General features: G+C 71.7%; 24 protein-coding genes. 9 read left to right on the forward strand and 15 right to left on the reverse strand.

What is annotated here, in order from left to right; all coding sequences use genetic code 11:
* Window positions 1-26: 26 nt before the first annotated feature.
* Both ACT54R_RS16135 and ACT54R_RS16140 read right to left on the reverse strand, forming a co-directional pair.
* Entirely contained in the window at window positions 27-479 is a 453-nt protein-coding gene (locus tag ACT54R_RS16135; RefSeq protein WP_476327903.1) for a GNAT family acetyltransferase, read from the reverse strand.
* Window positions 476-1,495, reverse strand: coding sequence for an L-threonylcarbamoyladenylate synthase (locus ACT54R_RS16140; protein WP_476327905.1), 1,020 nt, complete (start codon window positions 1,493-1,495; stop codon window positions 476-478). Before ACT54R_RS16140 ends, ACT54R_RS16135 begins: the two co-directional genes overlap by 4 nt.
* 155 nt (window positions 1,496-1,650) lie before the next feature.
* On the opposite strand from ACT54R_RS16140, the gene ACT54R_RS16145 reads away from it, so the two are divergent.
* On the forward strand, window positions 1,651-3,441 hold the full coding sequence (locus ACT54R_RS16145) for an acyl-CoA dehydrogenase (protein WP_476327907.1): 1,791 nt from the start codon (window positions 1,651-1,653) through the stop codon (window positions 3,439-3,441).
* A 17-nt stretch (window positions 3,442-3,458) separates the two neighbouring features.
* On the opposite strand, the gene ACT54R_RS16150 is transcribed toward ACT54R_RS16145, so the two are convergent.
* Window positions 3,459-5,402 (reverse strand): diguanylate cyclase domain-containing protein, encoded by a 1,944-nt coding sequence (locus tag ACT54R_RS16150; RefSeq protein ID WP_476327909.1) that lies wholly within the window; start codon window positions 5,400-5,402, stop codon window positions 3,459-3,461.
* Between the two features lie 285 nt (window positions 5,403-5,687).
* Complete coding sequence (locus ACT54R_RS16155) at window positions 5,688-6,779, reverse strand: hypothetical protein (RefSeq protein WP_476327911.1); 1,092 nt, start codon at window positions 6,777-6,779, stop codon at window positions 5,688-5,690.
* Window positions 6,780-7,037: 258 nt separating this feature from the next.
* Between ACT54R_RS16155 and ACT54R_RS16160 the strand changes: the two genes are divergently transcribed.
* The 4 genes from ACT54R_RS16160 (at window position 7,038) to ACT54R_RS16175 (ending at window position 10,346) form a co-directional block, all read left to right on the forward strand.
* Entirely contained in the window at window positions 7,038-8,063 is a 1,026-nt protein-coding gene (locus tag ACT54R_RS16160; RefSeq protein ID WP_476327913.1) for a Tim44 domain-containing protein, read from the forward strand.
* A 99-nt stretch (window positions 8,064-8,162) separates the two neighbouring features.
* On the forward strand, window positions 8,163-9,119 hold the full coding sequence (locus tag ACT54R_RS16165; protein WP_168458912.1) for an ABC transporter ATP-binding protein: 957 nt from the start codon (window positions 8,163-8,165) through the stop codon (window positions 9,117-9,119).
* Window positions 9,116-9,877, forward strand: coding sequence for an ABC transporter permease (locus ACT54R_RS16170; protein WP_029557637.1), 762 nt, complete (start codon window positions 9,116-9,118; stop codon window positions 9,875-9,877). Before ACT54R_RS16165 ends, ACT54R_RS16170 begins: the two co-directional genes overlap by 4 nt.
* 16 nt (window positions 9,878-9,893) lie before the next feature.
* The gene (locus ACT54R_RS16175; RefSeq protein WP_476327915.1) at window positions 9,894-10,346 is read left to right on the forward strand and encodes a carboxymuconolactone decarboxylase family protein; all 453 of its coding nucleotides are present in this window, start codon (window positions 9,894-9,896) and stop codon (window positions 10,344-10,346) included.
* Window positions 10,347-10,514: 168 nt separating this feature from the next.
* Here the strand turns inward: ACT54R_RS16175 and ACT54R_RS16180 are convergent, their stop codons facing one another.
* The gene (locus ACT54R_RS16180; protein ID WP_476327917.1) at window positions 10,515-11,993 is read right to left on the reverse strand and encodes an NAD-dependent succinate-semialdehyde dehydrogenase; all 1,479 of its coding nucleotides are present in this window, start codon (window positions 11,991-11,993) and stop codon (window positions 10,515-10,517) included.
* A gap of 154 nt (window positions 11,994-12,147) precedes the next feature.
* Window positions 12,148-12,369, reverse strand: coding sequence for a hypothetical protein (locus ACT54R_RS16185; protein WP_168458914.1), 222 nt, complete (start codon window positions 12,367-12,369; stop codon window positions 12,148-12,150).
* A gap of 199 nt (window positions 12,370-12,568) precedes the next feature.
* Between ACT54R_RS16185 and ACT54R_RS16190 the strand changes: the two genes are divergently transcribed.
* Entirely contained in the window at window positions 12,569-12,775 is a 207-nt protein-coding gene (locus tag ACT54R_RS16190) for a hypothetical protein (RefSeq protein ID WP_476327919.1), read from the forward strand.
* A gap of 147 nt (window positions 12,776-12,922) precedes the next feature.
* Complete coding sequence (locus ACT54R_RS16195) at window positions 12,923-13,549, forward strand: LysE family translocator (RefSeq protein ID WP_476329205.1); 627 nt, start codon at window positions 12,923-12,925, stop codon at window positions 13,547-13,549.
* A gap of 3 nt (window positions 13,550-13,552) precedes the next feature.
* Here ACT54R_RS16195 and ACT54R_RS16200 read toward each other — a convergent pair whose 3' ends face one another.
* A complete protein-coding gene (locus ACT54R_RS16200) occupies window positions 13,553-14,887 on the reverse strand; it encodes a cobyrinate a,c-diamide synthase (RefSeq protein ID WP_476327921.1) in 1,335 nt (444 codons plus the stop codon).
* Between the two features lie 47 nt (window positions 14,888-14,934).
* Here ACT54R_RS16200 and ACT54R_RS16205 point away from each other — a divergent pair, with 47 nt between their 5' ends.
* Window positions 14,935-16,056, forward strand: a complete 1,122-nt coding sequence (locus ACT54R_RS16205; RefSeq protein WP_476327923.1) for a cobalt-precorrin-5B (C(1))-methyltransferase — start codon at window positions 14,935-14,937, stop codon at window positions 16,054-16,056.
* Window positions 16,057-16,064: 8 nt separating this feature from the next.
* Here ACT54R_RS16205 and cobM read toward each other — a convergent pair whose 3' ends face one another.
* Genes cobM through cbiE form a run of 3 tightly spaced genes read right to left on the reverse strand, consistent with a single transcriptional unit; the run spans window position 16,065 to window position 18,480 of the window.
* A complete protein-coding gene (cobM, locus tag ACT54R_RS16210) occupies window positions 16,065-16,826 on the reverse strand; it encodes a precorrin-4 C(11)-methyltransferase (protein WP_476327925.1) in 762 nt (253 codons plus the stop codon).
* The gene (locus ACT54R_RS16215; protein ID WP_476327927.1) at window positions 16,823-17,209 is read right to left on the reverse strand and encodes a cobalamin biosynthesis protein; all 387 of its coding nucleotides are present in this window, start codon (window positions 17,207-17,209) and stop codon (window positions 16,823-16,825) included. Before ACT54R_RS16215 ends, cobM begins: the two co-directional genes overlap by 4 nt.
* On the reverse strand, window positions 17,206-18,480 hold the full coding sequence (gene cbiE / locus ACT54R_RS16220; protein WP_476327929.1) for a precorrin-6y C5,15-methyltransferase (decarboxylating) subunit CbiE: 1,275 nt from the start codon (window positions 18,478-18,480) through the stop codon (window positions 17,206-17,208). The genes ACT54R_RS16215 and cbiE overlap by 4 nt, the downstream gene beginning before the upstream one ends.
* Between cbiE and ACT54R_RS16225 the strand changes: the two genes are divergently transcribed.
* Window positions 18,479-19,252, forward strand: coding sequence for a cobalt-precorrin-6A reductase (locus ACT54R_RS16225; RefSeq protein ID WP_476327931.1), 774 nt, complete (start codon window positions 18,479-18,481; stop codon window positions 19,250-19,252). The two genes, cbiE and ACT54R_RS16225, sit on opposite strands and share 2 nt — an antisense overlap.
* On the opposite strand, the gene ACT54R_RS16230 is transcribed toward ACT54R_RS16225, so the two are convergent.
* The 5 genes from ACT54R_RS16230 to cobN are packed head-to-tail and all read right to left on the reverse strand — an operon-like array spanning window position 19,222 to window position 25,973.
* The gene (locus ACT54R_RS16230) at window positions 19,222-19,980 is read right to left on the reverse strand and encodes a precorrin-3B C(17)-methyltransferase (protein ID WP_476327933.1); all 759 of its coding nucleotides are present in this window, start codon (window positions 19,978-19,980) and stop codon (window positions 19,222-19,224) included. The two genes, ACT54R_RS16225 and ACT54R_RS16230, sit on opposite strands and share 31 nt — an antisense overlap.
* The gene (locus ACT54R_RS16235; protein WP_476327935.1) at window positions 19,977-20,702 is read right to left on the reverse strand and encodes a precorrin-2 C(20)-methyltransferase; all 726 of its coding nucleotides are present in this window, start codon (window positions 20,700-20,702) and stop codon (window positions 19,977-19,979) included. Before ACT54R_RS16235 ends, ACT54R_RS16230 begins: the two co-directional genes overlap by 4 nt.
* On the reverse strand, window positions 20,699-21,334 hold the full coding sequence (locus ACT54R_RS16240; RefSeq protein WP_476327937.1) for a precorrin-8X methylmutase: 636 nt from the start codon (window positions 21,332-21,334) through the stop codon (window positions 20,699-20,701). The genes ACT54R_RS16235 and ACT54R_RS16240 overlap by 4 nt, the downstream gene beginning before the upstream one ends.
* Window positions 21,331-22,644, reverse strand: coding sequence for a precorrin-3B synthase (gene cobG / locus ACT54R_RS16245; RefSeq protein ID WP_476327939.1), 1,314 nt, complete (start codon window positions 22,642-22,644; stop codon window positions 21,331-21,333). The genes ACT54R_RS16240 and cobG overlap by 4 nt, the downstream gene beginning before the upstream one ends.
* Window positions 22,641-25,973: a cobaltochelatase subunit CobN gene (cobN, locus tag ACT54R_RS16250; protein ID WP_476327941.1), complete on the reverse strand. Its 3,333-nt coding sequence runs from the start codon at window positions 25,971-25,973 to the stop codon at window positions 22,641-22,643. The genes cobG and cobN overlap by 4 nt, the downstream gene beginning before the upstream one ends.
* Window positions 25,974-25,976 lie beyond the last annotated feature (3 nt).

The following is a 25,976-nucleotide window of genomic DNA, read 5'->3' on the forward strand; positions in this document are numbered from 1 at the left end:
TGCGGCAGCCCCAAAAACACCTTCGCTCAATTCCCGTCCAGGCGGCGGGAAAAGACGATGCGCGGCTCTTCCACATAGCCCTCGGCGGCATAGAAGCCGCGCACCTTCTCGTTGTCCGGGCGCACGAGCAGCATGAGCTTGGGGATGGCGCGGGCGCGCAGCCAGTCCTCCACCGCGCGCAGCAGCGCCCGGCCGAGGCCCCGGCCCTGCAGATCCGGCTCCACCGCGAGGTAATAGACCCAGCCCCGATGCCCGTCGTGGCCCACCATGGCCGAGCCCAGAATGCGCCCGCCCTCCCGCGCCACGAGGATGGTGGAATGCGGCCCGCGCCGGGCGAGGGCGATGTCGGCGTGGGGATCGTTCCACGGCCGGGTCAGCCCCGCCCGCTCCCACAGCGCGGCCAGCGCCTCGGTGTCGGCGTCGGAGGCGTGGCCGATGGCGATGGTGAGGCCGTCGACATCGAGCGTCTGGGTGGTCATTGCGGCAACTCGCTCTGGGAGGGTCGGGGTGCGGCGGCGCGGGCGAGGCGGTCGGCGATGGCTTCGCCGAGTCCTTCCCGCGGCAGGGGAACGACGGCGATGGCGGGAACGCCCGCCGCATCGAGGGCGCGCAGGGCGCCATAGAGCCGGGCGGCCGCCTCGGTGAGGCTGCCTGAGGGGCTGAGGTCGAGGGCGGTCGACGCCCCTTCGCTGCCCGGCGGCCGGGCGCCGGCGAAGGTCAGCAGCGCCTCGCCGGGCATCACCGCAACCGCATCGAGCCGCAGCGCGGCGCGGGGCGCGTAATGGGAGGCGAGACGGCCGGGCGCCAAGGGCGCGGCGTCGCTCTCCGAGACAGGCAGCCGCAGAGGCCGGCCCAGCGCCGCCTCGATCTCCTCCCGCGCGAGCCCGCCGGGGCGCAGAAGCACGGGATCGGCGCCGGTGCAGTCCACGATGGTCGATTCGACGCCCACCGGCGTCGGTCCGCCGTCCAGCACCGCATCGATGCGGCCGGAGAGGTCGTCCATCACATGGCCCGCCTCGGTGGGCGAGACATGGCCCGAGCGGTTGGCGCTGGGCGCCACCACCGCCCCGCCGAACGCCGCGAGCAGCGCCCGGGCATGGGGATCGGACGGCACCCGCAGGCCCACCGTGTCGAGCCCCGCGCGGGCGAGGTCGCACACGCCGTCGCCGCCGATGAACGGCACGATCAGCGTCAGCGGCCCCGGCCAGAAGCGCTGGGCCAGAAGCGCCGCATCCGCGTTGAAGGTGCCGAGGCGGCGGGTAGCGGCAGCATCCGCGGTATGGGCGATGAGCGGGTTGAAGGCCGGGCGGCCCTTGGCGGCATAGAGGGCGGCCACCGCATCCGGGTTCGCGGCATCGGCGCCGAGGCCGTAGACCGTCTCGGTCGGGAAAGCCACCAGCCCGCCCGCCGCCAACAGCTGCGCGGCCTCATCCACCGCGCCCGGCGCATGGGCGTCGAGGAGCCTCGTGGGGCGATCGGGAGCGGTCACGGCCATGGCTTGGAACCCGCGCCCCCCGACCAAAGGGTCAGGGCGCGCCTCTTGACGTCAGCGGCCGGCGCCGCGATGTGGGAGACCGGCAATCGCCGTGCTTAGAGCGTGCCCGTCGGGAGCGGTCAAGCCGGCGCCCCCAAACCTTAAGGGAGGGTTCCGTGAGCTATCGCGCGCCGGTGGAAGAGATCTCCTATTTCCTCAAGACCTCCACCTCACTCCCCGAGCTGATGGCCCAGGGCCTCGTCGATCTCTCCTTCGACGTGGTGGACCCCGTGCTGGAGGAAGCCGGCAAGTTCGCTGCCTCCGTCGTCGCCCCCTTCGATCGGGTGGCCGACAAGCAGGGCTGCACCATCAAGGACGGCGCGGTGACGACGCCGGAGGGCATGCGCGCCGCCTATGAGGCCTGGAGCGAGGCCGGCTGGAGCGGCGTCGCGGCGGAGGAGGAGTTCGGCGGCCAGAACCTGCCCACCTCGGTCACCTCGGCGCTCACCGAATTCTGGAATTCCGCCTCCCCGGCCTTCGGCATCTGCGGGGTGCTGACGCTCGGCGCCGTCGAGGCGCTCACCGCCCACGGCACGGCCGCGCTCCAGCACACCTTCCTGCCCAAGATGGTGGCCGGCACCTGGACCGGCACCATGAACCTCACCGAGCCGCAGGCCGGCTCGGACCTCGCCGCTTTGCGGGCCAAGGCGGTGAAGCAGGCGGACGGCACCTATCGCATCTTCGGCACCAAGATCTTCATCACCTACGGCGAGCACGACATCGCCGAGAACATCGTCCACCTCGTGCTCGCCCGCCTGCCGGACGCGCCCGCCGGCACCAAGGGCATTTCCCTCTTCGTGGTGCCGAAGTTCCTCGTCAACGAGGACGGCAGCCTCGGCGCGCGCAACGACGTGGTCTGCGCCGGCATCGAGCACAAGCTGGGCCTCCACGGCTCGCCCACCTGCACCATGGCGTTCGGCGAGAAGGGCGAGGGCGCCGTCGGCTACCTCGTGGGCGAGGAAAATCGCGGCCTCGCCTGCATGTTCACCATGATGAACAACGCCCGCCTCGCGGTGGGCGTGCAGGGCGTGGCGGTGGCCGAGCGCGCCACCCAGCGCGCCTTCGCCTATGCCCGCGACCGCAAGCAGGGCAAGGCGCCGGGGGTGGAGGGCTCCGCCCCCATCATCGCCCATCCGGACGTGAAGCGCATGCTGCTCACCATGCGCGCCGAGACCGACGCCGCCCGTGCGCTGTGCCTGAAGACCGCCGACGCGCTGGACCGCTCGCGCCTTCTGCCTGATCCCATCGCCCGCGCCGCCGCGCTGGCCGAGGCAAGCCTGCTGACCCCGGTGGCCAAGGCCTTCTCCACCGATGCCGGCATCGAGGTGTCGTCGCTGGGCATCCAGGTGCATGGCGGCATGGGCTATGTGGAGGAGACGGGCGCGGCCCAGCACCTGCGCGATGCCCGCATCTTCGCCATCTACGAGGGCACCAACGGCATCCAGGCCATCGATCTCGTCACCCGCAAGCTCACGCAGGAAGACGGCGACGTGGTGAACGCGCTCATCGCCGACTATCGCGAGACGGCGGAGGAGGTCTCCGCCCTCAACGCGCCGGACTTCGGCCATGCCGGCCTGCGCCTCGCGGAGGCGGTGGACGCCCTCGCCCGGGCGACGCGGGTGATGCTGGACCGGGTGGCGGACGAGCCGGCCAAGGCGCTCGCCGCCGCCACGCCCTATCTGCGCCTCTACGCCCGCGCGGCCGGCGGCGCCTTCCTCGCCCGCACGGCGCTTGCCGCCTATGCGGAGCGGGCGGGCGGGGCGACGGACCCGCGCCTTGCCGCCCGCATCGCCGTGGCCCGCTTCTTCGCGGAAAACCTCGCGGTGGAGGCGAAGGGGCTGGAGGAAGTCGTGACCGGCGGCGCCGGCGGCGTGCTGGACGCCGAGGCGGTGATGGCGATCGGCTGAGCGCGTAACGCCGCTCGCTATTGCGGCGGGCGGCGGTCGACGCGCAGGCCGGACTGGGGGGACCTCGCGCGGCGCGGGGTCTCGTGGGCGGCTTCCTCCGCGGTGCGGGCGGCAATGCCCACCGCGCGCCAGGTGCCACGGCCGGCATCCTTCGCCGCATAAAGGGCCGTGTCGGCCTCGGCGATGAGCGCGGCCGCATCCAGCGTCCGGTCGTCCGCCACCGCCATGCCGAGGGAGAAGGAGGACGGCAGCACCAGCCCCTCCACCTCCACCGGCCGCGACAGGTGCCGGTGCAGGCGCTCGGCCATGGCGGCGAACTCCTCCCGGCTCTTGCCGGCGGCGATGATGGCGAACTCATCGCCGCCATAGCGCGCCACGAGGTCGCCAGCACGGATCGCCGACTGCAGCCGCCGCGCGGCGGTGGTCAGCAGCAGATCGCCGGCCATGTGGCCGTGCTGGTCGTTGACCGACTTGAAATAATCGATGTCGATGAGCACCACCGCGAACAGCGCGCCGTCGCGCACGAGGCGGCGGCGCGCCTGCTCCAGCGCCCGGTCGAAGCCGGCCCGGTTGGAGAGGCCGGTGAGCGGGTCGTGGGAGGCGGCGTGCTCCAGCGCGGCTTCCAGATGCTTGCGCTGGGAGATGTCGGTGACGGTGCCCACCGCCCGGGTCGGCCGCCCCACCGGATCACGCTCGACGATCTTGCCGCGCACCAGCACCCACAGCCAGCTGCCGTTGCGATGCCGCGCCCGCATCTCCGCCTGGAACAGCAGGTGCCGGCCTTCCGCATGATCCTTCAGCGACTTGGCGACGGCGGGAAGATCCTCGGGGTGGATCATCTGTCCGTAATCGGAGAGCCGCTTCCGGGCATCGTCGGGCTCGAGGCCGAGCATCCGGTGGGCGCGGGCGCTGAAGAACACCGCGTCGGACGGCAGGTGCCAGTCCCAGATGCCGTCGTTGGCGCCTTCCAGCGCGTAGGCGAGGCGGCGGCGGTCTTCCTGCACCTCACGCTGCTGCCGACTGCGCTGGGCCATGATGGCGGCGATGAGCAGCGCCGGCATCATCGCCAGCACGAGGCGCGCCTGCAGGCGCAGCATGGCGGCGACGAGATCGGGAGCATCCTGCCCCCACGATTGCTGCGGCCACGCCTGGGCCATGCCCAGCCCCAGCACCACCAGCGCATAGACGCACGAGGCGACCGCCGTGGCGAACAGGCCCAGGCGGAAGGCGAACCACAGCAGGATGGCGCCGCCGAGGTCGCGCAGCAGCGGCTCGCCATAATAGGCGCTGGCCGCCAGCGTCGTGGCCAGCGCGAGGCTGGCGAAGCCCAGTTCCTCCTCTCGGGAGAATTTCGGGCGCACGCCCTCGGTGCCGCGCGTGGTGAGGTCTTCCTTGCGTCCGTGCCACAGCAGGAAGGGCGGCAGCAGCAGCACCACGCTCGCCATTTCCGGAATCCACCAGCGCAGCAGCAGCGGGACGAACGTGCCGTTGTTCTCGATGAACTGGACGAAGGCGGTGATGACCGCTCCCGGCAGGGTGCCCGCCACCGCGACCACGCCGAGGCTGACCACCATGGGCACGCTGCGCAGCGCGCCCCGCTCCATGCCGGCGCGCACGCAGCCCCAGCCCACCAGCGCGAAGGTCAGCCCGTTGGCGCAGCCGGCGGCCAGCGCCGAGCCGATGTCCTGTCCCAGCGCCGCCAGCTGGACAACGATGGAGACGAGGGCGACGACGGCGGACAGCCGCCCCACCGCATCCCGGAACATGAGGAAATAGACGCCCACCGCCAGCGCATTGGTGGGCCAGATCGCCGGATAGACCCCGAGGCGCCGCCCCATCTCGGTGAAGGCGATGACGACGCCGCCATAGAACAGGGCGAACAGGAGGAGATCGGCCAGAACGGAGACGGCGGAACCGCGCGGCGCGGTCGCCGCCGGCGGCACAGCGATCTCCTGCGGCACGGACGCGACGTCCGGTCCGGCGGGGCTGTCCTGTTGGGCCCCGGGGACCGGCGGCATCACCGTCGGCGGCCCCGCGGGCTGCATCGTGTGCGGGCGCATCTCACCTGCATGAGGGCCGGCCGCTCCCTGCCGGGACCGGCGCGCTGAACCGCGGCGGAAGATCCCTCCCATCCTCGCCACGGACGCGACTTACGCGTGAGCCGCCATGCCATTCAAGTTGCATCGCGCGTTATGGTTTTCGCATGAATCGCAAATTGCGACAAACCACGGTATCATAAGGTAGATTCAGCGTCCCGCAAAGCCGTCGAAGATGAAATCCGGCGCGCTGGTGTTGTGGCGCGAGGGCACGAGGCGGCCCGCCCACAGCATGGAGACGTTCTGCGCATCGGCGAAGGACAGCACCGGCGCCTCGCCCATGGTGCCGCCCGCTCCGTTCTTGCCGCTGCCGAGGCTGCGCCAGCTGACGCGGGCCACGTCGGCATTCCCCTCCGTCACATACATGGAGCGCAAGGCGGCGAAGGTGCCGGGCGGGGTGCCGTCGAGCTGCACCTCGAGGCGCACCTCGTCGGAACCCGCCTTGACCACCTGCATCCGCGCCTTGCCGCCGGCGGCAAAATGGAGGGTGAAGGTGCGGGTCTGCGGGGCGAAGTCCACCTCCTTCAGCCGCACGATGGGGCGTTCCGCCTGCTCCACCGGGCCTACGAGGAAGGACGAGCCATAGGCGGTATCGCGCATGTGCGCCGGCGACATGGGACGGGCGCGCATGTATCCGTCCGGCGGATAGATCACCAGCACCTCCTCGGCCTTGCCTTCCGCGCGCACCCAGAGCTGAATCATGTGCAGGCCCTGCGTGACGTCCCCGCCGATGCGGACCGGCACGGTCGCCGCCCGCCAGAAGGTGGGGAAGACGAAGCCGGTGACCCACATGTCCGGCGTCTCGAAGATGGTGATGCGCTTCGGCGCGGCGGTGGGCGGCTGCGGCGCCTTGGGATCGGCCGGTACGATGGGGTCGCCGGACATGTCGCAGGTTTCCCAATCCGGATCGGTATTGTCCACCAGCAGCATGCCGAGATAGGCCGGGTGCCGGACGCTGATGTTGAATTTCTGCACCTTGTCCGACACCAGCTTCAGCGTCACGTTGTCGGTCTCGGCGCAGGTGGCGTTGACGCTCTCGTTGCGCACGGTGACGCCCAGCGGCTCCGCCTTCGCGGGACGCGCGGCGAGGACGGTGCCAGCCAGAAGGGGAATGGCCAGCAGGGGAATGGCGAACAGCGCGGCGGCGAGGCTGTGACGGGCGCCGGGGCGCGAGACGCGCGATTCGCGGGCAGGCATCTCCGAGGCACGCTTCTCCGAGGCACGCATCTCCAAGGCAGGCATCACGATCTCCGCAACTCGGTCGTCCGGGGGCGGGCGGACCTTAGCAGTGCGATCCACCGGCGGGAAAGCACGACCTCACGCCGCGGCAGCATCGTCGCGGTCGGCAGGACGGGCGATATGACGTAAGGGAAATTCTCTCGCCGTCCCCCCTCGCAAATCCCCGCGCGGCTCCCTATCTCCGTCGGGAAACGCAGCGGTGCGGAAGTCGCCGCGCGGGAGGATCGAGGTCAGATGTCCAGCAACAGCAAGGGGTCTTGGATGGGTTCGCGCAAGGTTTCCGGGATTGCGGCGGTGGCGGTCGCGCTGGCCCTGAGCCTCGTCGTCGCCGATCAGGCGGATGCCCGTCAGGGCGGCTCCTTCGGCAGCCGCGGCACCCGGACTTACACGACCCCGGCGCCGACCCAGACCGCTCCGAGCACCGCCGCGCCCATCCAGCGCTCCACCACGCCGCAGCCCGGCCCGCAGGCGACCAATCCGGGCGCCCGGCCGCAGACGGCGGCGCGTCCCTCCATGTTCGGCAACGGCTTCGGCGGCGCGCTGATGCGCGGCCTGCTCATCGGCGGCCTCGTGGGCATGCTCTTCGGCGGCGGCCTCGGCGGCATGGCCGGCCTTCTGGGCCTGCTGCTGCAGGTGGCCCTCATCGCCGGCGTGATCTTCCTGGTGATGCGCCTGCTGCGCGGCCGGAACCCCACCCCCGCCGCCGCCGGCTACGGTCGCTCCATGGCGGGCGGCCCCACTCCCGGTGGTTCGATGAACAACGGCCCGATGCCCGGCTACGGCATGGGTGGCGGATTGGGTGGCGGGATGGCCGGCGGCTCGGTGCCGCCCCAGCCGTCCGCCGCGCCTCCGGCCCGTGGCGGCAAGACCGATGAGATCGGCGTGCTCCCCGCCGACCTCGACACGTTCGAGCGCCTGCTCTCCACCATCCAGACCGCCTTCTCCCGCGAGGATCAGGGCGAGCTGAAGGCCAACACCACGCCGGAAATGTTCGGCTTCCTGGGCGACGAGTTGCGCGCCAATGCGGAGAAGGGCCTGCGCAATCAGGTCTCCGACGTGAAGCTGCTGCAGGGCGACGTGGCCGAGGCCTGGCGCGAGGGCATGCGCGACTACGCCACCGTGGCCATGCGCTACGCCATCAAGGACCAGATGGTGGACCGCGCCACCGGCCGCGTCGTCTCCGGCAATCCCGGCGTCGGCGAGACCACGGAGATCTGGACCTTCGTGCGCGAGCGCGGTCCCTTCGGCGCCGGCCCGTGGCTGCTCAGCGCCATTCAGGAGACCTGAGCCGAGCCGTTTCACCGGAGCCGTTTCGGACGTCCCCGTGAATTTAGAATTTACATCCGCCCGGGTCCCCGCCCGGGCGGAACGCGCTATAAGGCGCCCATGCCGAACGCCATCCCCGTCTCAGACGTCATCAGCGTCTCAGGGCTCAGCAAGACCTACGCCACCGGCCACACGGCCCTCAACAATGTCTCGCTGGATATCCGGCGGGGCGAGATCTTCGCCCTTCTCGGCCCCAACGGGGCGGGCAAGACCACCCTCATCTCCATCGTCTGCGGCCTCGTGAAGCCCACCGCCGGCACGGTCACCGTCTCCGGCTTCGACATCGTCTCCCAGTATCGCGAGACCCGCTCGCGCATCGGCCTCGTGCCGCAGGAGCTGACCGCCGAGGCCTTCGAGAGCGTGTGGGCGACGGTGAGCTTCTCCCGCGGCCTGTTCGGCAAGAAGCCGGACCCCGCCTATGTGGAGAAGGTCATCCGCAGCCTGTCTCTCTGGGAGAAGCGCGATTCCCGCATCATGACCCTCTCGGGCGGCATGAAGCGGCGCGTGCTCATCGCCAAGGCGCTGGCCCACGAGCCGGAGGTACTGTTCCTCGACGAGCCCTCCGCCGGCGTGGACGTGGAGCTGCGCCGCGACATGTGGCGCCTCGTGCGCGAGCTGCGCGATTCCGGCGTCACCATCATCCTCACCACCCACTATCTGGAAGAGGCCGAGGAGATGGCCGACCGGGTGGGTGTCATCAATCGCGGCGAGCTGATCCTCGTGGAGGAGAAGGCCGCGCTGATGAAGACGCTCGGCAAGAAGAAGCTTTCCGTGGAATTGGCCGCGCCGCTGGCCACGATCCCGGAGCGCCTTGCCCCGTTCAACCTCACGCTGTCCGATGGCGGCGCCTGCCTGACGTACAGCTATGCGGCCAGCGTCGAGGGTACCGAGGATCGCGACCACGGCATCGCCGACCTTCTGGAAGCGCTGGCCGCCGAGGGCATCGCCTTCCGCGACCTGCACACGGAGCAAAGCTCGCTCGAGGACATCTTCGTCAGCCTGGTGAGGCGCTCGTGAACCTGCAAGCCATCCGCGCCATCTACACCTACGAGATGAACCGCACGCGCCGCACCATCGGCCAGAGCATCGTCTCGCCCGTGCTGTCCACCTCGCTTTATTTCGTCGTGTTCGGCTCGGCCATCGGCTCGCGCATGTCGGAGGTGGGGGGCGTGCCCTACGGCGCCTTCATCGTGCCCGGCCTGATGATGCTGACGCTGCTGACCCAATCCATCAGCAACGCGGCCTTCGCCATCTATTTCCCGCGCTTCACCGGCACCATCTACGAGCTGCTGTCGGCCCCGGTCTCGCCGTTCGAGATCGTCGCGGGCTATGTGGGGGCGGCGGCGACGAAATCGGTGCTGCTCGGGCTCATCATCCTCGCCACGGCCGCGCTGTTCGTGCCCATGGAGGTGCGGCACCCGTTCTGGATGCTCACCTTCCTGGTGCTCACCGCCGTCACCTTCTCGCTGTTCGGCTTCATCATCGGCATCTGGGCGGACGGGTTCGAGCGGCTGCAGCTCATCCCCATGCTGGTCATCACGCCCCTGACGTTCCTCGGTGGTACCTTCTATTCGCTGGAGATGCTGCCGCCGGTGTGGCGCACAATCACGTTGTTCAACCCGGTCGTCTATCTCGTCGCCGGCTTCCGCTGGAGCTTCTTCGGCACGTCCGACGTGCGGGTGGAGGTGAGCGCGGCCATGACCCTCGCCTTCCTCATCGCCTGCCTCCTCATCGTGCGCTGGATGTTCCGCACCGGCTACCGGCTCAAGAGCTGATCCCCAAGAGGTTCCCATGTCCGACGATTTCGCCCGCCCCACCTACAAGGCGTTCACCGAGCGCGCGCCGGATATCTATGCCGGCCTTGCCGCCCTCACCAAGGGCGTGGACGCCACCGGCCTCGACAAGGGGCTGACCGAGCTGGTGAAGGTGCGCGCCTCGCAGATCAACGGCTGCGCCTTCTGCCTGAAGTTCCATCTCGGCGTCGCCCGCAAGGCCGGCGTGGCGCAGGAGAAGCTGGACCTGCTCGCAGCGTGGGAGGAGGCCTCCGCCTTCTCCGAGCGGGAAAAGGCGGCGCTGGCCTGGACCGAGGAACTGACGCTGCTCGGCACCGGCGCGGCCTCGCAGGACGCCTGGGAGGCGGTGCTGGAGGAATTCTCGGCGGACGAGGCCCTGTTCCTCACCGTCGCGGTCGCCACCATCAACGCCTGGAACCGGATCGGCATCGCCTTCAATTTCGAGGCGTGAGGACACTTCTAAAAGCTGTCATGCCCCGGCTCGTCCGGGGCATCCACTACGCCGAACGTGGTGTATTGAAGGACCGACACCGACCCAGCCTCACCGTGGATCCCCCGGACAAGCCGGGGGATGACGGTTCCTTGCTGCTGCGAGCGCTGTTGCCGTAACTCTCCCCCCTCACACCCCGCCCATGCAGACGTACTTGATGTTCAGGTAGTCGTCGCAGCCGTACTTGGAGCCCTCGCGGCCGACGCCGCTCTCCTTGACGCCGCCGAAGGGCGCGACCTCGGTGGTGATGACGCCGGCATTCACGCCCACCTGCCCGTACTGCAGCTGCTCGGAGACGCGGAAGGCGCGGCCGAGGTCCTTGGTGAAGAAGTAGCAGGCGAGGCCGTATTCGGTGGCGTTGGCGTAGGAGACGGCCTCCTCCTCTGTCTCGAACTTGAACAGCGGCGCCAGCGGGCCGAAGATCTCGTCGCGAGCGAAGGCCATGTCCTGCGTGGCGTTGGCGAGCACGGTGGGCTCGAAGAAGGTGCCGCCCAGCGCCGGCTGCTTGCCGCCGGTGAGCACGGTGGCGCCCTTGTCCAGCGCGTCCTTCAGCAGCCGCTCCACCTTGGCCAGCGCCCGTTCGTCGATCAGCGGACCGGCGACCACGCCCGCGTCCACGCCGTTGCCCACCTTCAGCTTCTTGGACGCCTCGGCGAACTTCGCGGCAAAGGCGTCATAGATTCCCGCCTGCACATAGAAGCGGTTGGCGCAGACGCAGGTCTGGCCCACGTTGCGATACTTGGAGGCGATGGCCTGCTCCACGGCGAGGTCGAGGTCGGCATCGTCGAACACGAGGAAGGGCGCGTTGCCGCCCAGCTCCAGCGAGATCTTCTTCATGGTGTCGGCGGACTGCTTCATCAGCAGCTTGCCCACGGGGGTCGAGCCGGTGAACGTCACCTTCTTCACCGCCGGGTTGGAGGTCATCTCCCCGCCGATGGCCGGGGCATCGCCCACCACGATGTTGACGACGCCGGCCGGAATGCCCGCCATCTCCGCCAGCACGCCCCAGGCGAGGCCGGAATAGGGGGTCAGCTCGGAGGGCTTGCACACCACGGTGCAGCCGGCCGCCAAAGCCGCGCCGATCTTGCGCGAGAGCATGGAGGAGGGGAAATTCCACGGCGTCACCGCCGCGCACACGCCCACCGGCTCCTTGGTCACCAGGATGCGGCGGTTGGGCCACGGCGAGGGGATGACGTCGCCATAGAGCCGGCGGGCTTCCTCGGCGAACCAGCGCACATAGGCGGCGGAACCGCCCACCTCGCCCTTGGCCTCCGCCAGCGGCTTGCCCTGCTCGGTGGTGAGGATGAGCGCCAGCTCGTCGGCATTGGCGAGGATCAGGTCGGCGAGCTTGTGCAGCTTGGCCGCGCGCTCGGCCGCGGTGGTGGCGCGCCAGGTCTTGAAGGCCTCGGCGGCGGCCTCGATGGCGCGGCGCGTCTCGGCGGCGCCGGCCTTCGGAATGGTGCCGATGATTTCGCCGGTGGCCGGATTGTTGACCTCGATGGTCTCGCCGCCGTCGGCATCCACCCACGCCCCGCCGATCAGCATCTTGTCGCGTAGCAGGGTGAAGCGGTGGGGCTCGGAGGTGAAGGCGGGCTGGGTGGCGGCCATGGCGTGCTCCTTGGATCTCGTTCCTCCGGCCGTGGCAGGCCGAAGGGCGCGCGCTCGTGACGGGCGCGGCGGCGCCCGTGGGATATACGATCAGCCGTATCCGGGCCAGTGCCGAGGTATCAGCGCACGCAGAGGGCTCAGCGCACGCAAAAATTCAACGCACGCAAGTGATGGAGTGGAAGGGCACGATCTGCTCCTTCTGCCCGATTCCCGCCGCCACCTGGCAGCGCAGATAGTCCTTGCCGACGCTCAGGGGGGCAAAGCCGGTGATGGTGTTGCCGCCCACCACCTGGATGATGATGGCCTGGCCTTCCTTGTGGCCGACGATGTCGAGCACGGCCTGGCGGAAATCGTCTTCCTTGTTCTGGCACTGCATCGCGTCCCTCCCGTGGGGAACCGGGCGTGCTTGCGGCCCGGCGGACCGGCGCGCCTCTGGAGACTATAACGCTGCTTCGGCCAATCCGGTCATGCTCTGAACGCATGCGATATTCACCGGCCATCTTCTGTTGATCGGCATCAAAGGCGCCGCTGGGGAAGGGGCTAGAACTTGAGCGTCTGCCCGCGGGAGCTTTGTCATGCTCAAGATCGCGATTCTCGTCTGGCTCATGCTCGCGACCGTGTTTGCGGGTGCCGCGATTCTGGCCGTCCTGGCCCTTCCCTCTCTGGCCGGGCAGGACATGCGCCTCATCCCCATCGCCGCCGGTGTCGGCGCGGTCGTGGCCATCCCGTTCGCGGTGCTCGTCGCCAAGCGCATCCTGGCGCTGACCGCCAAGGGGGCGTAAGGCTCCGGAGCGCCGGAAGGCCATAAGCTCGGAGCCCCGCCCGGGGCCTGTTTCGAGCTGCGGAGGCGACGGTTGACCGTCGCCTTGCGCCCCGTTCATCCTTTGCGCCTCAGTCGCAGCGGAAGGGAGCGGGCCATGAGCCTTGATATGGCATTGGAAACGTGGACGGCCTTCGCCGCGGCGTCGGCCGTGCTCCTCGTCATCCCCGGCCCCACCGTGCTGCTGGTGGTGTCCTACGCCCTCGGGCAGGGATGGCGAACGGCCCTGCCCATGGCGGTGGGCGTCGCGCTCGGCGATTTCACGGCCATGACCCTCTCCATGCTGGGCGTAGGCGCGCTCTTGTCCGCTTCGGCGAGCCTGTTTCTCGCGGTGAAATGGGCGGGCGCAGCCTATCTCGTCTATCTCGGCCTCAAGCTGTGGCGCGCCGGCGGGACGCTGGATGCGGCGCCACGCACCGAACGCTCCGCGCCCGTCAAGATGATGGCCCATGCCTGGCTGGTCACGGCGCTGAACCCCAAGGGCATCACCTTCTTCGTGGCCTTCCTGCCCCAGTTCCTCGACCCCAGGGCGGACTTCCTGCCGCAATTGCTGCTGTTCCAGGCGACCTTCCTGACCCTCGCCTTCCTGAATGCGCTCGGCTATGCGCTCGCGGCCTCCCGCGCCCGCCGGGCGGTGCGCAGCCCGCGCGTCATCGGCGCCATCAACAAGGCGGGCGGCTCGCTGCTCATCGGGGCGGGCATCGCCACCGTGGCCGTGCGCACCGGCAATTCCTGAGCCTCACCCCCGCGCGATGGCGTGGAAGAAGCTGCCGGTGATGCTGCCCCGGCGGCTGCCCGCCGGGCCGAGGGGACGGCCTTCGGCATCCGAAAGGTCCGCCAGCGGCTGGTCGGAACCGCGATCGAGGACGGTCGCGTAATGAAATTCGTGGCCGCGCACCAAGGCGCCCTCCGGCCCCAGCGGCGACGGCGCGAGGAGGCGCGCCTGCCGGTAGCCGAGATTCATGCGGCGCTTGGCGAAGCTGGTTTCCAGCGCCAGCAGGCCGAGCATGGCATGGCGCACGCCCTCCGCATCCACCAGCCCGGCGCCCAGCGCCATATAGCCCCCGCACTCCCCATGCACCGGCTTGCCCGCCGCCACGAAGGTATGGACCCCGGCGCGGAAGCGCTCCGCCGCCGCAAGGCGACCCGCATGCAACTCCGGATAGCCTCCGGGCAGCCAGAGTGCGTCGCAGCTTGCATCCGGCGCCTCGTCCGCCAGCGGCGAGAAGGGCACGATCTCCGCCCCCTGCCCCCTCCAGCCGGCCAGCATGTGGGCATAGACGAAGCCGAAGGCCGCATCCTGCGCCAGCGCGATCCGCTGCCCCGGCGGCGGCAGCAGCGCCTTGCTGTTCCCTTGCCCCTCCCCCGTCCCGGCCTGAAGCGGCGCGGCGGCGGCGATGATGCCATCGAGGTCGAGATGCGCTTCCGCGAGATCGGCCAGCGCGGCGAGGCGGCCGGGCAGATCGTCGGTCTCCCCCGCCTGCACGAGGCCGAGATGGCGCTCCGGCAGCACGATGTCCGCGGTGCGCGGCAGCGTGCCGAGCACCGGCACGCCCAGCGGCGCCACCGCCTCCCGGATCATCCGCTCATGCCGCTCGCTGCCCAATTTGTTCAGCACAACACCTGCGACGCGCACGGCCGGATCATGCCCGATGAAGCCGCGCAGCACCGCCGCCGCCGTCTGCGACTGGCCGGAAACATCCAGCACCAGCAGCACCGGCAGGCCGAGCCGCGCCGCCACATCCGCCCCCGCGCCGGTGCGACCCTTTTCCACCGCCACCCCGTCGAACAGGCCCATGGCCCCTTCGCCGATGACGATCTCGGCCCCCTCCCCCGCCAGCGCGGCGAGATGATCCAGCAGCGCCGGGGGCATGGCCCAGCTGTCGAGGTTCAGCCCCGGCTGGCCGGTGGCAGCGGCATGGAAGGCGGGGTCGATATAATCCGGCCCGGACTTGATGGCCCGCACCGCCGTGCCGCGTCGCCGCAGCGCGGCGAGGAGGGCGAGCGTCACCGTCGTCTTGCCCGAGCCCGAGCGCGGAGCGGCGACGAGCAGGCCGCAGGCGGTGTTGCTCATGACGCGCACACTTCCTTGCCGGCACCGAGCCCGCTATCACCAACCCCATGAGCACGGGCGACACCGCCGAAGACGCACCCGACCGGCCGCTGAAGCGCGGCTGGACCACCGGCACCTGCGCGGCCGGCGCGGCCAAGGCGGCGTTCGCGGCGCTGGTCACGGGCGTCTTTCCCGATCCGATAGAGGTGGAGCTGCCCTCCGGCGCACGGCCCGCCTTCGCCCTCGCCGTTCACGAACGTGACGCGGAGAGCGCCACCGCCGGCATCGTGAAGGATGCGGGCGACGATCCGGATGTGACCCATGGCGCCCTCGTCCGCGCCACCGTGCGGCGCGGCGCGGCGGGTGCGGGCATCACCTTCAGGGCGGGCGAAGGCGTCGGCACGGTGACGCGGCCGGGCCTGCCCATCCCGCCCGGCGAACCGGCCATCAATCCCGTGCCCCGCCGCATGATCGCCGCCGGCATCGCCGAGGTGGCCGCGGCTTATGGCATAGCCGCCGATGCGGAGGTGGAGATTTCCATCGAGGATGGCGCGGCGCTGGCGCTGAAGACGCTCAACCCCCGCCTCGGCATCGTCGGCGGCCTGTCGGTGCTGGGCACCACGGGCATCGTCGTGCCCTATTCCTGCGCGGCGTGGATCCACTCCATCCATCGCGGCATCGATGTGGCGCGCGCCATGGGGCTCGACCACGTGGCCGGCGCCACCGGCTCCGCCTCCGAGGCGGCGGTGGCGAAGCTGCACGGGCTCGACGAGGTGGCGCTCATCGACATGGGCGATTTCGTCGGCGGCATGCTGAAATATCTGCACGCCCACCCCGTGCCCAAGGTGACGGTGGCCGGCGGCGTGGCCAAGATGACAAAGCTCGCGCAGGGCTTCCTCGACCTGCACTCCAAGCGCGGCAGCGCCGACCTTCCCGCTCTCGCCCGCCTCGCCGCCGAGGCCGGCGCGGAGGCCGATCTCTGCACCCGCATCGCCGGGGCGAACATGGTGGCGGAAGCCTTCCAGATAGCAACAGCGGCGGGTTTCCCGCTGGGCGATTGCGTCGCCGGCGCCGCCTGGGCCACCGCCGCCCGCGCCCTCGACCGGGCGGATGTCCTGCTGGAAATCACCGTCTTCGACCGCGACGGCACCCTCATGGGCCGCGCACCGCTGTCTCCCGCGCAACGCTGAGCGGCGGTTCATTCACCGCCCCCGCGAAAGCGGCGGACATATTGGGTGTCGTAGAGCGCGCTCTCGCGGAAATCTTCCGCAGCCAGCGCCCGCCCCACGAGGATCAGCGCCGTGCGCGGGATGGGATCGGCGGCGAGCATCCCGGCGATTTCGCCGAGCGTGCCCCTCACCACCCGTTCGTTGGGCCACGTCGCCCGCGCCACCACCGCCACCGGGCAGTCGGCGCCCAGCACGGGCGCCAGCTCCGCCACCACCTGATCCAGCGCATGGATGGCGAGATGGATGGCGAGGGTTGCGCCCGTGGCCGCGAACGCCGCCAGCTTCTCCGCCTCCGGCATGGCCGAGGCGCGGCCGGAGACGCGGGTGATGACGAGGCTCTGCGCCACCTCCGGCACGGTGAGTTCCTGCCCCAACACGGACGCCGCCGCCGCGAAGGCCGGCACGCCGGGCGTCAACGTGTAGGGAATGCCGCGCCGCTCCAGCCGGCGCACCTGCTCGGCCACCGCGCTGTAGACGGAGAGGTCGCCCGAATGGAGCCGCGCCACATCCTCGCCGGCCTCGAAGGCGCGGACATATTCCGCTTCGATCCGGTCGAGGTCGAGCGGCGCGGTATCCACGATGCGCGCGCCCGGCGGGCACCAGCCGAGCATTTCCGCCGGCACGATGGAGCCGGCATAGAGGCACACCGGGCAGCGGGCGATGAGATCGCGCCCGCGCACGGTGATGAGGTCCGCCGCGCCGGGACCGGCGCCGATGAAATGGACGGTCACACAACGCCCTCCCGCCGCGCCAGCGCGCAGGTGACGGGGCCGAGGGCGAGGCGCGGGCCGATGAGCCGGCCGTTGGCTCCCGCCGCGGCGAGCGCGGCGGTTTCGGCGGCGGACGGCACGCGCAGCAGCGCCACCACCCGCTCGGAATGAGTCTTGGCGCGGCTGGAGGCGGCTTCCAGCTGGCTCTGCGGCACCAGCACCAGCGGCAGGCCGAGCAGCGCCGCCGCCTCGCTGATGCCCGCCTCCCCGCCCTTGATCGCCGGGGTGGCGACGAGGGACACGTCGTCCCGCCCAAGCTCGGCGCGCACTAGGGCGGCGTCGAAGGCGGCGATCACCTCCTCCACCGACACCCCCCGCTTCGAGCCGATGCCGGCCACGATCATGCGCCCTCTCCCGCGTCCGGCGTCTCACCGGGCTTCACCCAGCACCATTGCGTCACCGGCATCGCCGGCCGCCAGCCGGTCATGCCCTTCACCGCCACCGACCGCGCGAGCGAAACGCGGGTAAGCTTCCCGCCGAGGCGGGCATGGGCGGCGATCAGCAGGGCCTCGGTCTCCAAGGTCACCGCATTGGCCACCATCCGCCCGCCCGGCTTCAGCGCCGCCAGAGCCGTGTCGAACACGCCGGGCTCGCTGGCGCCGCCGCCGATGAAGATCACATCCGGCATGGGCAATCCCGCAAGGGCGCCCGGTGCCGCACCCTCTATGACTTTCAGGTGCGGGACGCCAAGACGCGATGCATTGCGGCCGATGCGGACCGCCCGCTCGGCATTCCCCTCGATGGCGATGGCCGAGAGGGAGGGATGCGCCAGCAGCCATTCGATGGCGATGGAGCCCGCACCTGCGCCGATGTCCCACAGCAATTCCCCCCGCCGCGGCGCGAGGGAGGAGAGGGTGAGCGCGCGCACCTCGCGCTTGGTGATCTGCCCGTCATGCTCGAACAGGTCATCCGCGAGGCCGGTGGCGAGCGGGAGGACGGGCGCGTCGGGCTCGGCCTTGACCTCCAGCGCCACCACATTGAGGGCGGCCACGTCTTCGAGGTCGAAGCCTTCGGCCGTGGCGCTGCGGATGCGCTCCGCCGGCCCGCCCAAGGCTTCCAGAACCGTGAGACGGGAGGCGCCGCAGCCATGGGCCGTGGCGAAGGCGGCCACCTGCGCCGACCCCTCCCCGTCCGAGGTCAGCAGCAGCAGCTTTGCGCCGTCCTGCAGGAAGGGCCGCAGCCGCGCCAGCGGGCGGCCGTGGAGGGAGATCATGTCCACCTCCTGCTGCGCCCAGCCCAGCCGCGCGGCGGCGAGCGCGAAGGCGGAAGGGGCGGGAAAGGCAGCCATCTCGTCCGCAGGCACATGGCGGGCGAGACTCGCGCCGACGCCGTAGAGGAACGGATCGCCCGAGGCGAGCACGCACACCCGCTGCCCGCGCGCGGCCAGCACGCCGTCGAGGCTGAAGGGGCTCGGCCACACCCGCGCCTCGCCTTTCACAAGATCGCCGGCCAGCGCCAGATGGCGCGCCCCACCGAACACAATGGCGGCGGACGAGATGGCGGCGCGGGCGGCGGAAGAGAGGCCCTGCGCCCCATCCTCGCCGATGCCGACGATGGACAGCCAGCGCCCGGCCGGGGCAGTGTCGGCGGCGATGGAAACCCCTGCCTCAGCCATGAAACCCCACATCCTTCTCCTCGGCGGCACGGGCGATGCCCGCGCGCTGGCGACCCGCCTCGCGCCGCGCGCCGATATCCGCGCGACCCTCTCGCTGGCCGGCCGCACCGAAAATCCGGCGCCGCAGCCGGTGCCGGTGCGCGTCGGCGGCTTCGGCGGGCCGTCCGGGCTGGAAGATTATCTCAAGGCGGAAGCCATCGCCGCCGTCATCGACGCGACGCATCCCTATGCGGCGCGCATGTCCTTCAACGCCGCGCTGGCCTGCGCTTCGGCCGGCGTGCCCCTCCTCGCGCTGCGCCGCGCGCCGTGGCAGGCGCAGAAGGGCGACCGCTGGCGCGAAGTGGCGGACGTTCCCGCCGCCGTGACGGCGCTGGGGGAGGCCCCCCGCCGGGTCTTCCTCGCCCTCGGCCGCAACGAGGTGCGTGCCTTCGAGGCGGCGCCGCAGCACGCCTATCTCGTGCGCAGCGTCGATCCCGTCACGCCGCCGCTCGCCGTGCCGCAGGCGGACTATGTGCTCGGGCGCGGGCCATTCGGCGAACAGGAGGACCATGCCCTGCTCAAGGCCCACGGCATCGACGCCATCGTCGCCAAGAACAGCGGCGGCAGCGCCACCTATGGCAAGATGGCGGCGGCGCGGGCGCTGGGGATCGAGGTGATCCTGATCGCCCGCCCCCCCGTGCCGGACGTGACCGCCGTGGAGCGACCGGCCGACGCCGAGGCGTGGCTCGACGGCATCCTCGCTCACGGCGCGGGCGCCGAGCGGGGCGCATAGACGAGGGGCGACTTGCCTTCACGCGGCACGATGCGGGTCTCGGCGGTGCCGATGATCACGCAGGTCGCCATGTCCGCCCGCGCGGGATCGGCGTCCGCCAGCGTCGAAAGCGCGATGCGCTCGTCGTCCCGCCCCGCCGCCCGGCCGAACACCACCGGCACGCTTCCCGGCAGCGTCTCCCGCAGCAGCTCGAACGCGCGGCCGAGCTGCCAGGGCCGCGCCTTGCTGATGGGATTGTAGAGGGCGATCACGAAGCCGGCCTCGGCGGCGAGCGCGAGGCGCTTTTCCACCAGCGGCCAGGGCTTCAGATTGTCCGAAAGGGAAATGGCGCAGAAATCATGCCCCAAAGGCGCGCCGCAGCGGGCGGCCACCGCCAGCATGGCGGTGACGCCGGGCACGATCTCGACATCCAGCGCCCGCCATTCCGCCGGGCCCTGCTCGATGGCCTCGCACACCGCCGCCGCCATGGCGAAGACGCCGGGATCGCCGCCCGAGACCATCGCCACCTTCGCCCCGGCCACGGCCGCGTCAAGGGCAGCGGACGCGCGGGCGATCTCCTCGCGATTGTCCGAGGCGCGCCGCTCCTGACCCGGCCGTTCCGGCAGACGGGCGAGATAGGGCATGTATCCGAACAGGATATCCGCCGCCGCCACCGCCTCGGCGGCCTCGGGCGTCATCTGCCGCGCAGCGCCGGGACCGAGGCCGACCACGGTGAGCCGCCCGCTCACGCCGCGCGCTCCCAGCCGGGCACCAGCACGATGGCGAAATAGGGCGCGCGCTCGTCCGCCCGCTCGGCGAGGGGAATGAGCGCGCAATCGGCCATGGTGCCGCGCTCCACATAGACGGCCCGCTCGAGCCGGCCGGCGGCGGCGAGCGCGCGGCGGATCTTCGGCAGGTTGCGCCCCACCTTCATGATGACCGCCGCATCCGCATCCGCGAGACGCCGCGCGAGTTCGGCCTCGTCCAGCGTGCCGGGCAGCACCATCAGCACGTCGTCGCCCTGTGCGATGGGGGCGCCGGCCTCCGACCAGCAGCCGGACATGCCTGTGACGCCGGGGATCACCTGCGTCTGGAACCGGCTGGCGAGGCGCACATGGATGTGCATGTAGGAGCCATAGAAGAGCGGGTCGCCCTCGCTCAGCACCGCCACCGTGCGCCCGGCCATGAGATGCTCCGCGACGGCAGCGGCGGAGGCGTCGTAGAAGGCGCCGATGGCCGTGCGATAGGCATCGTCATGCCGATGGATCTCGGTGGTGACGGGATAGAGCAGCGGCAGTTCCACCGCGCCCTCAGGGAAGTGCGCGGCGGCGACCGTGCGGGCGTGGCTGACATTTCCCGCCTTGGCGAAATAGCCCACCACGTCCGCGCTCTGCAGAGCTTTCACCGCCTTGAGGGTGAGGAGATCGGGATCGCCCGGGCCGACGCCCACGCCGATGAGATGTCCCTTCACAGCCCGGCCCTCGCAAGCGCGTTCACAGCGGCGGAGGTGATGGCGCTGCCACCGAGGCGCCCGCGCACGATGGCGAAGGGCACGCCGCGCGGATCATCCGCGAGCGCATCCTTGGATTCCGCCGCCCCCACGAAGCCCACCGGCATGCCGAGGATGGCCGCCGGCTTGGGCGCGCCGCGATCCAGCATCTCCAGCAGATGAAAGAGCGCGGTCGGCGCATTGCCGATGGCGACGACCGATCCGGCCAATTGGTCACCCCACAATTCCAGCGCGGCGGCGGAGCGGGTGGTGCCGAGCTTTTCCGCCAGCGCCGGCACCGCCGGATCGCGCAGGGTGCAGACGACCTCGTTGCCGGCGGGCAGCCGCGCGCGGGTGATGCCGTGGGCCACCATCTGCGCATCGCACAGGATGGGCGCGCCCGCCTGAAGCGCGGCGCGCGCGGCGGCAACCGCGCCGGGGCCGAACACGAAGTCCCGCGCCGCCTCCACGAGGCCGCAGGCGTGGATCATGCGCACCGCCACGTCCTCCTCCTCCGCCGAGAAGCGGGAGAGGTCCGCTTCCGCGCGGATGATGGCGAAGGAGCGTTCGTAGATGGCCGTGCCGTCGCGCACGTAATCGAGGGGAAGGGTCATTCTGCGCGGCTCGTCACGTCGTCTGTTCTGTTCGTTGCCGCGCCCGCCCACAGGCCCGCCAGATCGAGGCGGGCGAGGAGCGCGCGGGTGGTTTCGCCCGGCGCGCGCCGGGCCGCCAGCGTCGCGGCGAGGGAGGCGACGGCGGCGGGAAAGTCCGCCGCCGGCCGCACCGGGCGCGCCGCACCGGAGGCCGGGCCGTCATGCACCAGCGCGACGCCCGCGTCCATGCCCGCATCCATGCCCACGAAGGCGAGGCTCGCCGGCGCCGGGTGGGCGCAGCCCTTGGTGCAGGCGGAAAGGTGGAGCGACACCGTGCCGTCCAGCAGCGGCGCGAACGCCTCCGCCAGAACCGGCGCCAGCGCGCGGGCCGGGATGTGGGCCGAGGCGCAGGCCGGCGCCCCGGCGCAGGCGGCGACGCGGGCGCGCGGATCGCCCGGAACGGTGATGCAGCCGAGGGCGGCGATCCGCGCCGCGAAGGCGTCGGCGGCGCCGTCCGCAAGCCCGGTGGCGATGAGGGTGCGCTCCGGCGCGGGCCGAAGATCGCGCGCGCCGGCCGCGTCCACCGCATCGGCGATGGCCTCGAACTGCGCGGCATCGCCGGCCCCGAACGGCAGGCCGAAGCCGAAGGCCAGCGTGCCGTCGGCGAGCGGAATGCGCCCCAGCGGCGCCTTGGCTTCGGCAAGGCGCGCCCGGCCGCCGCAGCCCGGCAAATCGGCGGCGCGGGCGGCGCGGCCGAGATCGGCGATGGCGGAAAGGGCAGCCAGTGCCTCGGTCGCGGCCTCCGCCTCGGGCAGCGTACGCGCCGGACCATTGCCGATGGTCAGCGCCCAGTGCCCCTGTTCGCTTGCGACAAGACGCACATCGGCCTTCTGCCCGGCAAGGCTGACGGCGCCGCCGCCCTCCACCACCACCGACACCTTCGGCCCCAATTTCCCCGCCAGCGGCTGCGCCCCGGCGATGATTTCCGCGGCGAGCTTATGTCCGTCCGCAATCTCTGACGGGTCGAGCCCGCCCAGCGGCGAGACATCCACCGCCAGCCCGATGCGCGGGGTGATGCCGAGGGCGACCACCGCCACCTGCAGGGGGCCGACCGTCTCTCCCGTCAGCCCGCGCACCTGGAGGCTGCCGCGCGCCGTCACCTCCATCATCCCGTTGCCGAAGCGGCGGGCGGCGTCCGCGAGACCACGCAGTTGCGCCGCCGAGAGCCGGCCATCGGACGGGACGAGGCGCAGGATGAGCCCGTCCCCGGTCTCCATGGGGGCGAGGAAGGCCGGGCAGGCACCGCGACGGGTGGGGGGGATCGGCGTCATTCCGCGGCCTCCCGGCCCGCTTCGGCGCGGAGCGCGTCAAGATCGCTATCGAGGTCGTTGCGCCGCGCATGCCACAGGCCCCGCCGCCGGGCATCAGCGAAGCGGCGGGCGATGGCGCGGGCGGCATCGGGGTTCTGCGCAAGCAGGAAGGCGCGCACCGCCGGATCGCCCAGATAGGCCGCATGGAGACGGTCGAGCAGCGCGGCGGGCACCTGCTCCGTGGTTTCGGCGAAGGCGACGAGGCGGTCCACCGTCTCCGCCAGTTCCGATGCGCCGCGCGGGCCGTGGCGCATCTGGCCGGCGATGAAGCGGGCCGAGACGCGCCCGTGGACAAGCCGCGCCAGCGCCTCCTTCAGCGGCCGGGCGCGGGGACGGTCGGGGTCGGTGGTGTCGAGCACCACGAGATGGGCCGAGCGCCCCAGCGCGGCACCCGCCGCCGCGAAGCCGCCCATGAACGCGGCATCCTCGCTGCCATCGAGCAGGTCGCGGGCGGCATCGTCCGCGCCATGCACCAGCGCATCCGCCTCGGCGAGCCGCGCCGCGAAGAGGCCGGGCGCCGGGCGCGCCGTTCCATCCGCGCCGCCATAGGCGTGGGAGGCGGCGGCGAGATAGGCGGCGCCCAGCTCCTCCCGCGTCTCGAACGCGCCGCGCTGCAATTGCGCCTCGATGCCCGCGCCATAGGCGCCGGGGGCCGAGCCGAACAGGCGGGCGAGGTCCTCGCCCTTGCGCCGGGCCTCAGCGAGGGGGTTTTCGCTCCCCTCCTCGTCGCGCGCCGCCACCGCGCGCACGGCGGCATCGAGGAGCGCGATCTGGGCGGGGAAGATGTCGCGGAACAGGCCGGAGATGCGGAAGGTCACGTCGATGCGCGGACGGCCGAGCACGGCGGGGGGCAGCACCTCCACCCCCGTGACGCGGCCGGTCGCCGCCTCCCACACCGGCCGGCAGCCGAGGAAGGCGAGCCCCTGCGCGATCTCCTCACCCCCGGTCCGCAGGCTGGCGCTGCCCCACAGGTCCAGCATCAACGCGCGGGGCCAGTCGCCCTGCTCCTGCAGGATGAGGCGCAGCGCCTCGTCCGCCGCCTTGCGGGCGAGGTCGCAGGCGGTGGGGGTCGGCAGGGTACGCGGATCGGCGGTGAACAGATTGCGCCCGGTGGGCAGCACATCTCGCCGCCCCCGTGCCGGGGCACCGGCCGGGCCGGCGGGCACGAAGCGGCCATCGAGGGCGGTGAGGAGCGCGCGGGTTTCGGCCTCCGCCGAGGCGGCGCGCAGCGGGTCGGCCTCGCCTTCGGGCGCGGCGCCGAAGATGTGCAGGCCATCCTTCACCGCGAGGTCCTTCAGGTCGCACAGCCAGGCATCGATGCGGCGCAGGGCCTCGTCGGGGTCGGTCGCGGCGGAGACGCCGGCAGTGGCGGCAAGGCCGGTCTCAGCGGCAGTCTCCACGATGAGGCCGGCGAGGCGTTCGCGGCGGCGGCGGTCGAGGCCGTCGGCCTGCGCATATTCATCCACCAGCCGCTCCAGCCGCTGCTCGGCCGCGCTGAGGCCGGCGCTGGCGAGGGGCGGCGGCAGGTGGCCGATGGTGACGGCGGCGAGCCGCCGCTTCGCCTGCGCCGCCTCGCCGGGATTGGAGACGATGAAGGGATAGACCACCGGCAGCGCCCCCATCACCACCTGCGGGAAGCAGGCCGGCGTGAGCGCCACCGCCTTGCCCGGCAGCCATTCCAGCGTGCCATGGGCGCCGAGATGGACCACCGCATGGGCATCGAGCCCTTTTCGCAGCCACAGGCCGAAGGCGAGCAGCCCATGGCGCGGCGGCAGGCTGGCATCGTGATAGTCCCCCCGCCGGTCGAGGCTCGCGCCGCGATCCGGCGCGAAGGCCAGCGTGATGTTTCCGGACCGGGTGAGGCGGAAGCGGAAGGCGCCGTCGGCCACATCCGCGTCGTCCTCCGGCGCGCCCCAGGCGGCGGTGACGGCCGCCTGCGCGGCTTCTGGCAGGGTGGCGAAGAGTTGGCGATAGGTGTCGAGCGCCAGCGCCGGTTCGGGGCGGATGGCAGCAAGCAGCGCCTTGGCATCGTCCGGGACGGGACCGGTGCCGTAGCCGGCTGCCGAGAGCGTTCCGAGCATCCGCCGCGCGCTCTCGGGCACGTCGAGGCCAACCGCATAGCCCGAGCGCCCCTCGGCGCCGGGATAGTCCGGCAGGATGAGCGCGAGGCGCCGCTCCGCGCGGGGCGTGGCGGCGAGGCGGACCAGCGCCGCCGCGCGGTCGGCCACATGGGCCACCGCCTCCGGCTCCGGCCGGTTGAGGGCGGCGGTGAAGGCGAGGTCGTCGTCGGGCGGGGCGAAATCCTTGAAGGAGAGGGCGCCGGCCAACACGCGCCCATCCAGCTCCGGCAACACCACATGCATGGCGAGGTCCGCCGCCGAGAAGCCGCGCGGGCTGCCCGCCCACGCCTCGCGCGCCGTGGTGGCTGGGGCGGCCTGAAGAACGGGCGGGCCGCCTTCGGGGAAGAGTTCGGCCGCCTCCCCCGCTGCGAAGGCGGTGGTGGTGAGGAGGATGGCGGTATCGAGCGCCGCCGTCGCGGCACGCACGGCGGCGCGCGCCTCCGGCGCCTTCAGGCTGGGGACGAACAGGCTATGCGCCGCGATGCCCCGCGCCTCCAGCGCTGCCGCCAGCGCATCCACGGCGGCGGTATCGGCGGCGAGCCATTGGGAGCGGTAGAAAAGGATGAGCGCATTCGGCCGCGGCGCCCCGCGCACCTCCTCCAGCGTCGCGAGGCCGGCGCCGGGGCGGTGGAAGGCGGTAGAAGGCACGGGGCGGGGCGCGGGGACGGCCTCGGGCGCGGCGAAGCCCGCCGCCTCGCCCATGTCCGCCAGCAGCGCCGCCATGTTCTGCGGCCCGCCCGCGCGGAAATAGCCGAGCCAGCGGGCGAGCGTCTCCTGCGGCAGCGTGGAGAGGGCGGCGAGGCGCGGGTCGTCCTGATCCTCGCCGGGCAGCAAGGCGAGGGCGATGCTGCGGGCGCGGGCCATGGTCGCCAATTGCTCTGCGCCGTAGCGCCACCAGTCGAGGCCGCCGAGCTGGCGCACCAGCACCACCTTCGCCTTGGCCGCGACCTTCTCCACCCACAGATCCACCGACATGGGGTGGCGCAAATCCTTCAGCCGCGCGAGGCGCAGGCTGGGTCCCTGCCCGCCACGCGCGCGCCATGCGGCGGAGAGGCCGATGAGGTCGCTGTCGGTGAAGGAGAGCGCCACCATGTCGCCGGGCGGCTGGGCGAGGTCGACCGGCTCGGCCAACGCCTCCAGGCTCGTCGATGTGGTGGCGAGGATATGCATGGG

This window comes from Xanthobacter sp. DMC47, assembly GCF_056313845.1.

Bases quoted from the DNA above. Each gene is read 5' to 3' on its own strand.
- ACT54R_RS16135 (WP_476327903.1), bottom strand. From the start codon at position 479: ATGACCACCCAGACGCTCGATGTCGACGGCCTCACCATCGCCATCGGC.
- ACT54R_RS16140 (WP_476327905.1), bottom strand. From the start codon at position 1,495: ATGGCCGTGACCGCTCCCGATCGCCCCACGAGGCTCCTCGACGCCCAT.
- ACT54R_RS16155 (WP_476327911.1), bottom strand. From the start codon at position 6,779: ATGCCTGCCTTGGAGATGCGTGCCTCGGAGAAGCGTGCCTCGGAGATG.
- ACT54R_RS16160 (WP_476327913.1), top strand. From the start codon at position 7,038: ATGGGTTCGCGCAAGGTTTCCGGGATTGCGGCGGTGGCGGTCGCGCTG.
- ACT54R_RS16165 (WP_168458912.1), top strand. From the start codon at position 8,163: ATGCCGAACGCCATCCCCGTCTCAGACGTCATCAGCGTCTCAGGGCTC.
- ACT54R_RS16175 (WP_476327915.1), top strand. From the start codon at position 9,894: ATGTCCGACGATTTCGCCCGCCCCACCTACAAGGCGTTCACCGAGCGC.
- ACT54R_RS16180 (WP_476327917.1), bottom strand. From the start codon at position 11,993: ATGGCCGCCACCCAGCCCGCCTTCACCTCCGAGCCCCACCGCTTCACC.
- ACT54R_RS16185 (WP_168458914.1), bottom strand. From the start codon at position 12,369: ATGCAGTGCCAGAACAAGGAAGACGATTTCCGCCAGGCCGTGCTCGAC.
- ACT54R_RS16190 (WP_476327919.1), top strand. From the start codon at position 12,569: ATGCTCAAGATCGCGATTCTCGTCTGGCTCATGCTCGCGACCGTGTTT.
- ACT54R_RS16195 (WP_476329205.1), top strand. From the start codon at position 12,923: ATGGCATTGGAAACGTGGACGGCCTTCGCCGCGGCGTCGGCCGTGCTC.
- ACT54R_RS16200 (WP_476327921.1), bottom strand. From the start codon at position 14,887: ATGAGCAACACCGCCTGCGGCCTGCTCGTCGCCGCTCCGCGCTCGGGC.
- ACT54R_RS16205 (WP_476327923.1), top strand. From the start codon at position 14,935: ATGAGCACGGGCGACACCGCCGAAGACGCACCCGACCGGCCGCTGAAG.
- ACT54R_RS16215 (WP_476327927.1), bottom strand. From the start codon at position 17,209: ATGATCGTGGCCGGCATCGGCTCGAAGCGGGGGGTGTCGGTGGAGGAG.
- ACT54R_RS16225 (WP_476327931.1), top strand. From the start codon at position 18,479: ATGAAACCCCACATCCTTCTCCTCGGCGGCACGGGCGATGCCCGCGCG.
- cbiE (WP_476327929.1), bottom strand. From the start codon at position 18,480: ATGGCTGAGGCAGGGGTTTCCATCGCCGCCGACACTGCCCCGGCCGGG.
- ACT54R_RS16240 (WP_476327937.1), bottom strand. From the start codon at position 21,334: ATGACCCTTCCCCTCGATTACGTGCGCGACGGCACGGCCATCTACGAA.
- cobG (WP_476327939.1), bottom strand. From the start codon at position 22,644: ATGACGCCGATCCCCCCCACCCGTCGCGGTGCCTGCCCGGCCTTCCTC.
- cobN (WP_476327941.1), bottom strand. From the start codon at position 25,973: ATGCATATCCTCGCCACCACATCGACGAGCCTGGAGGCGTTGGCCGAG.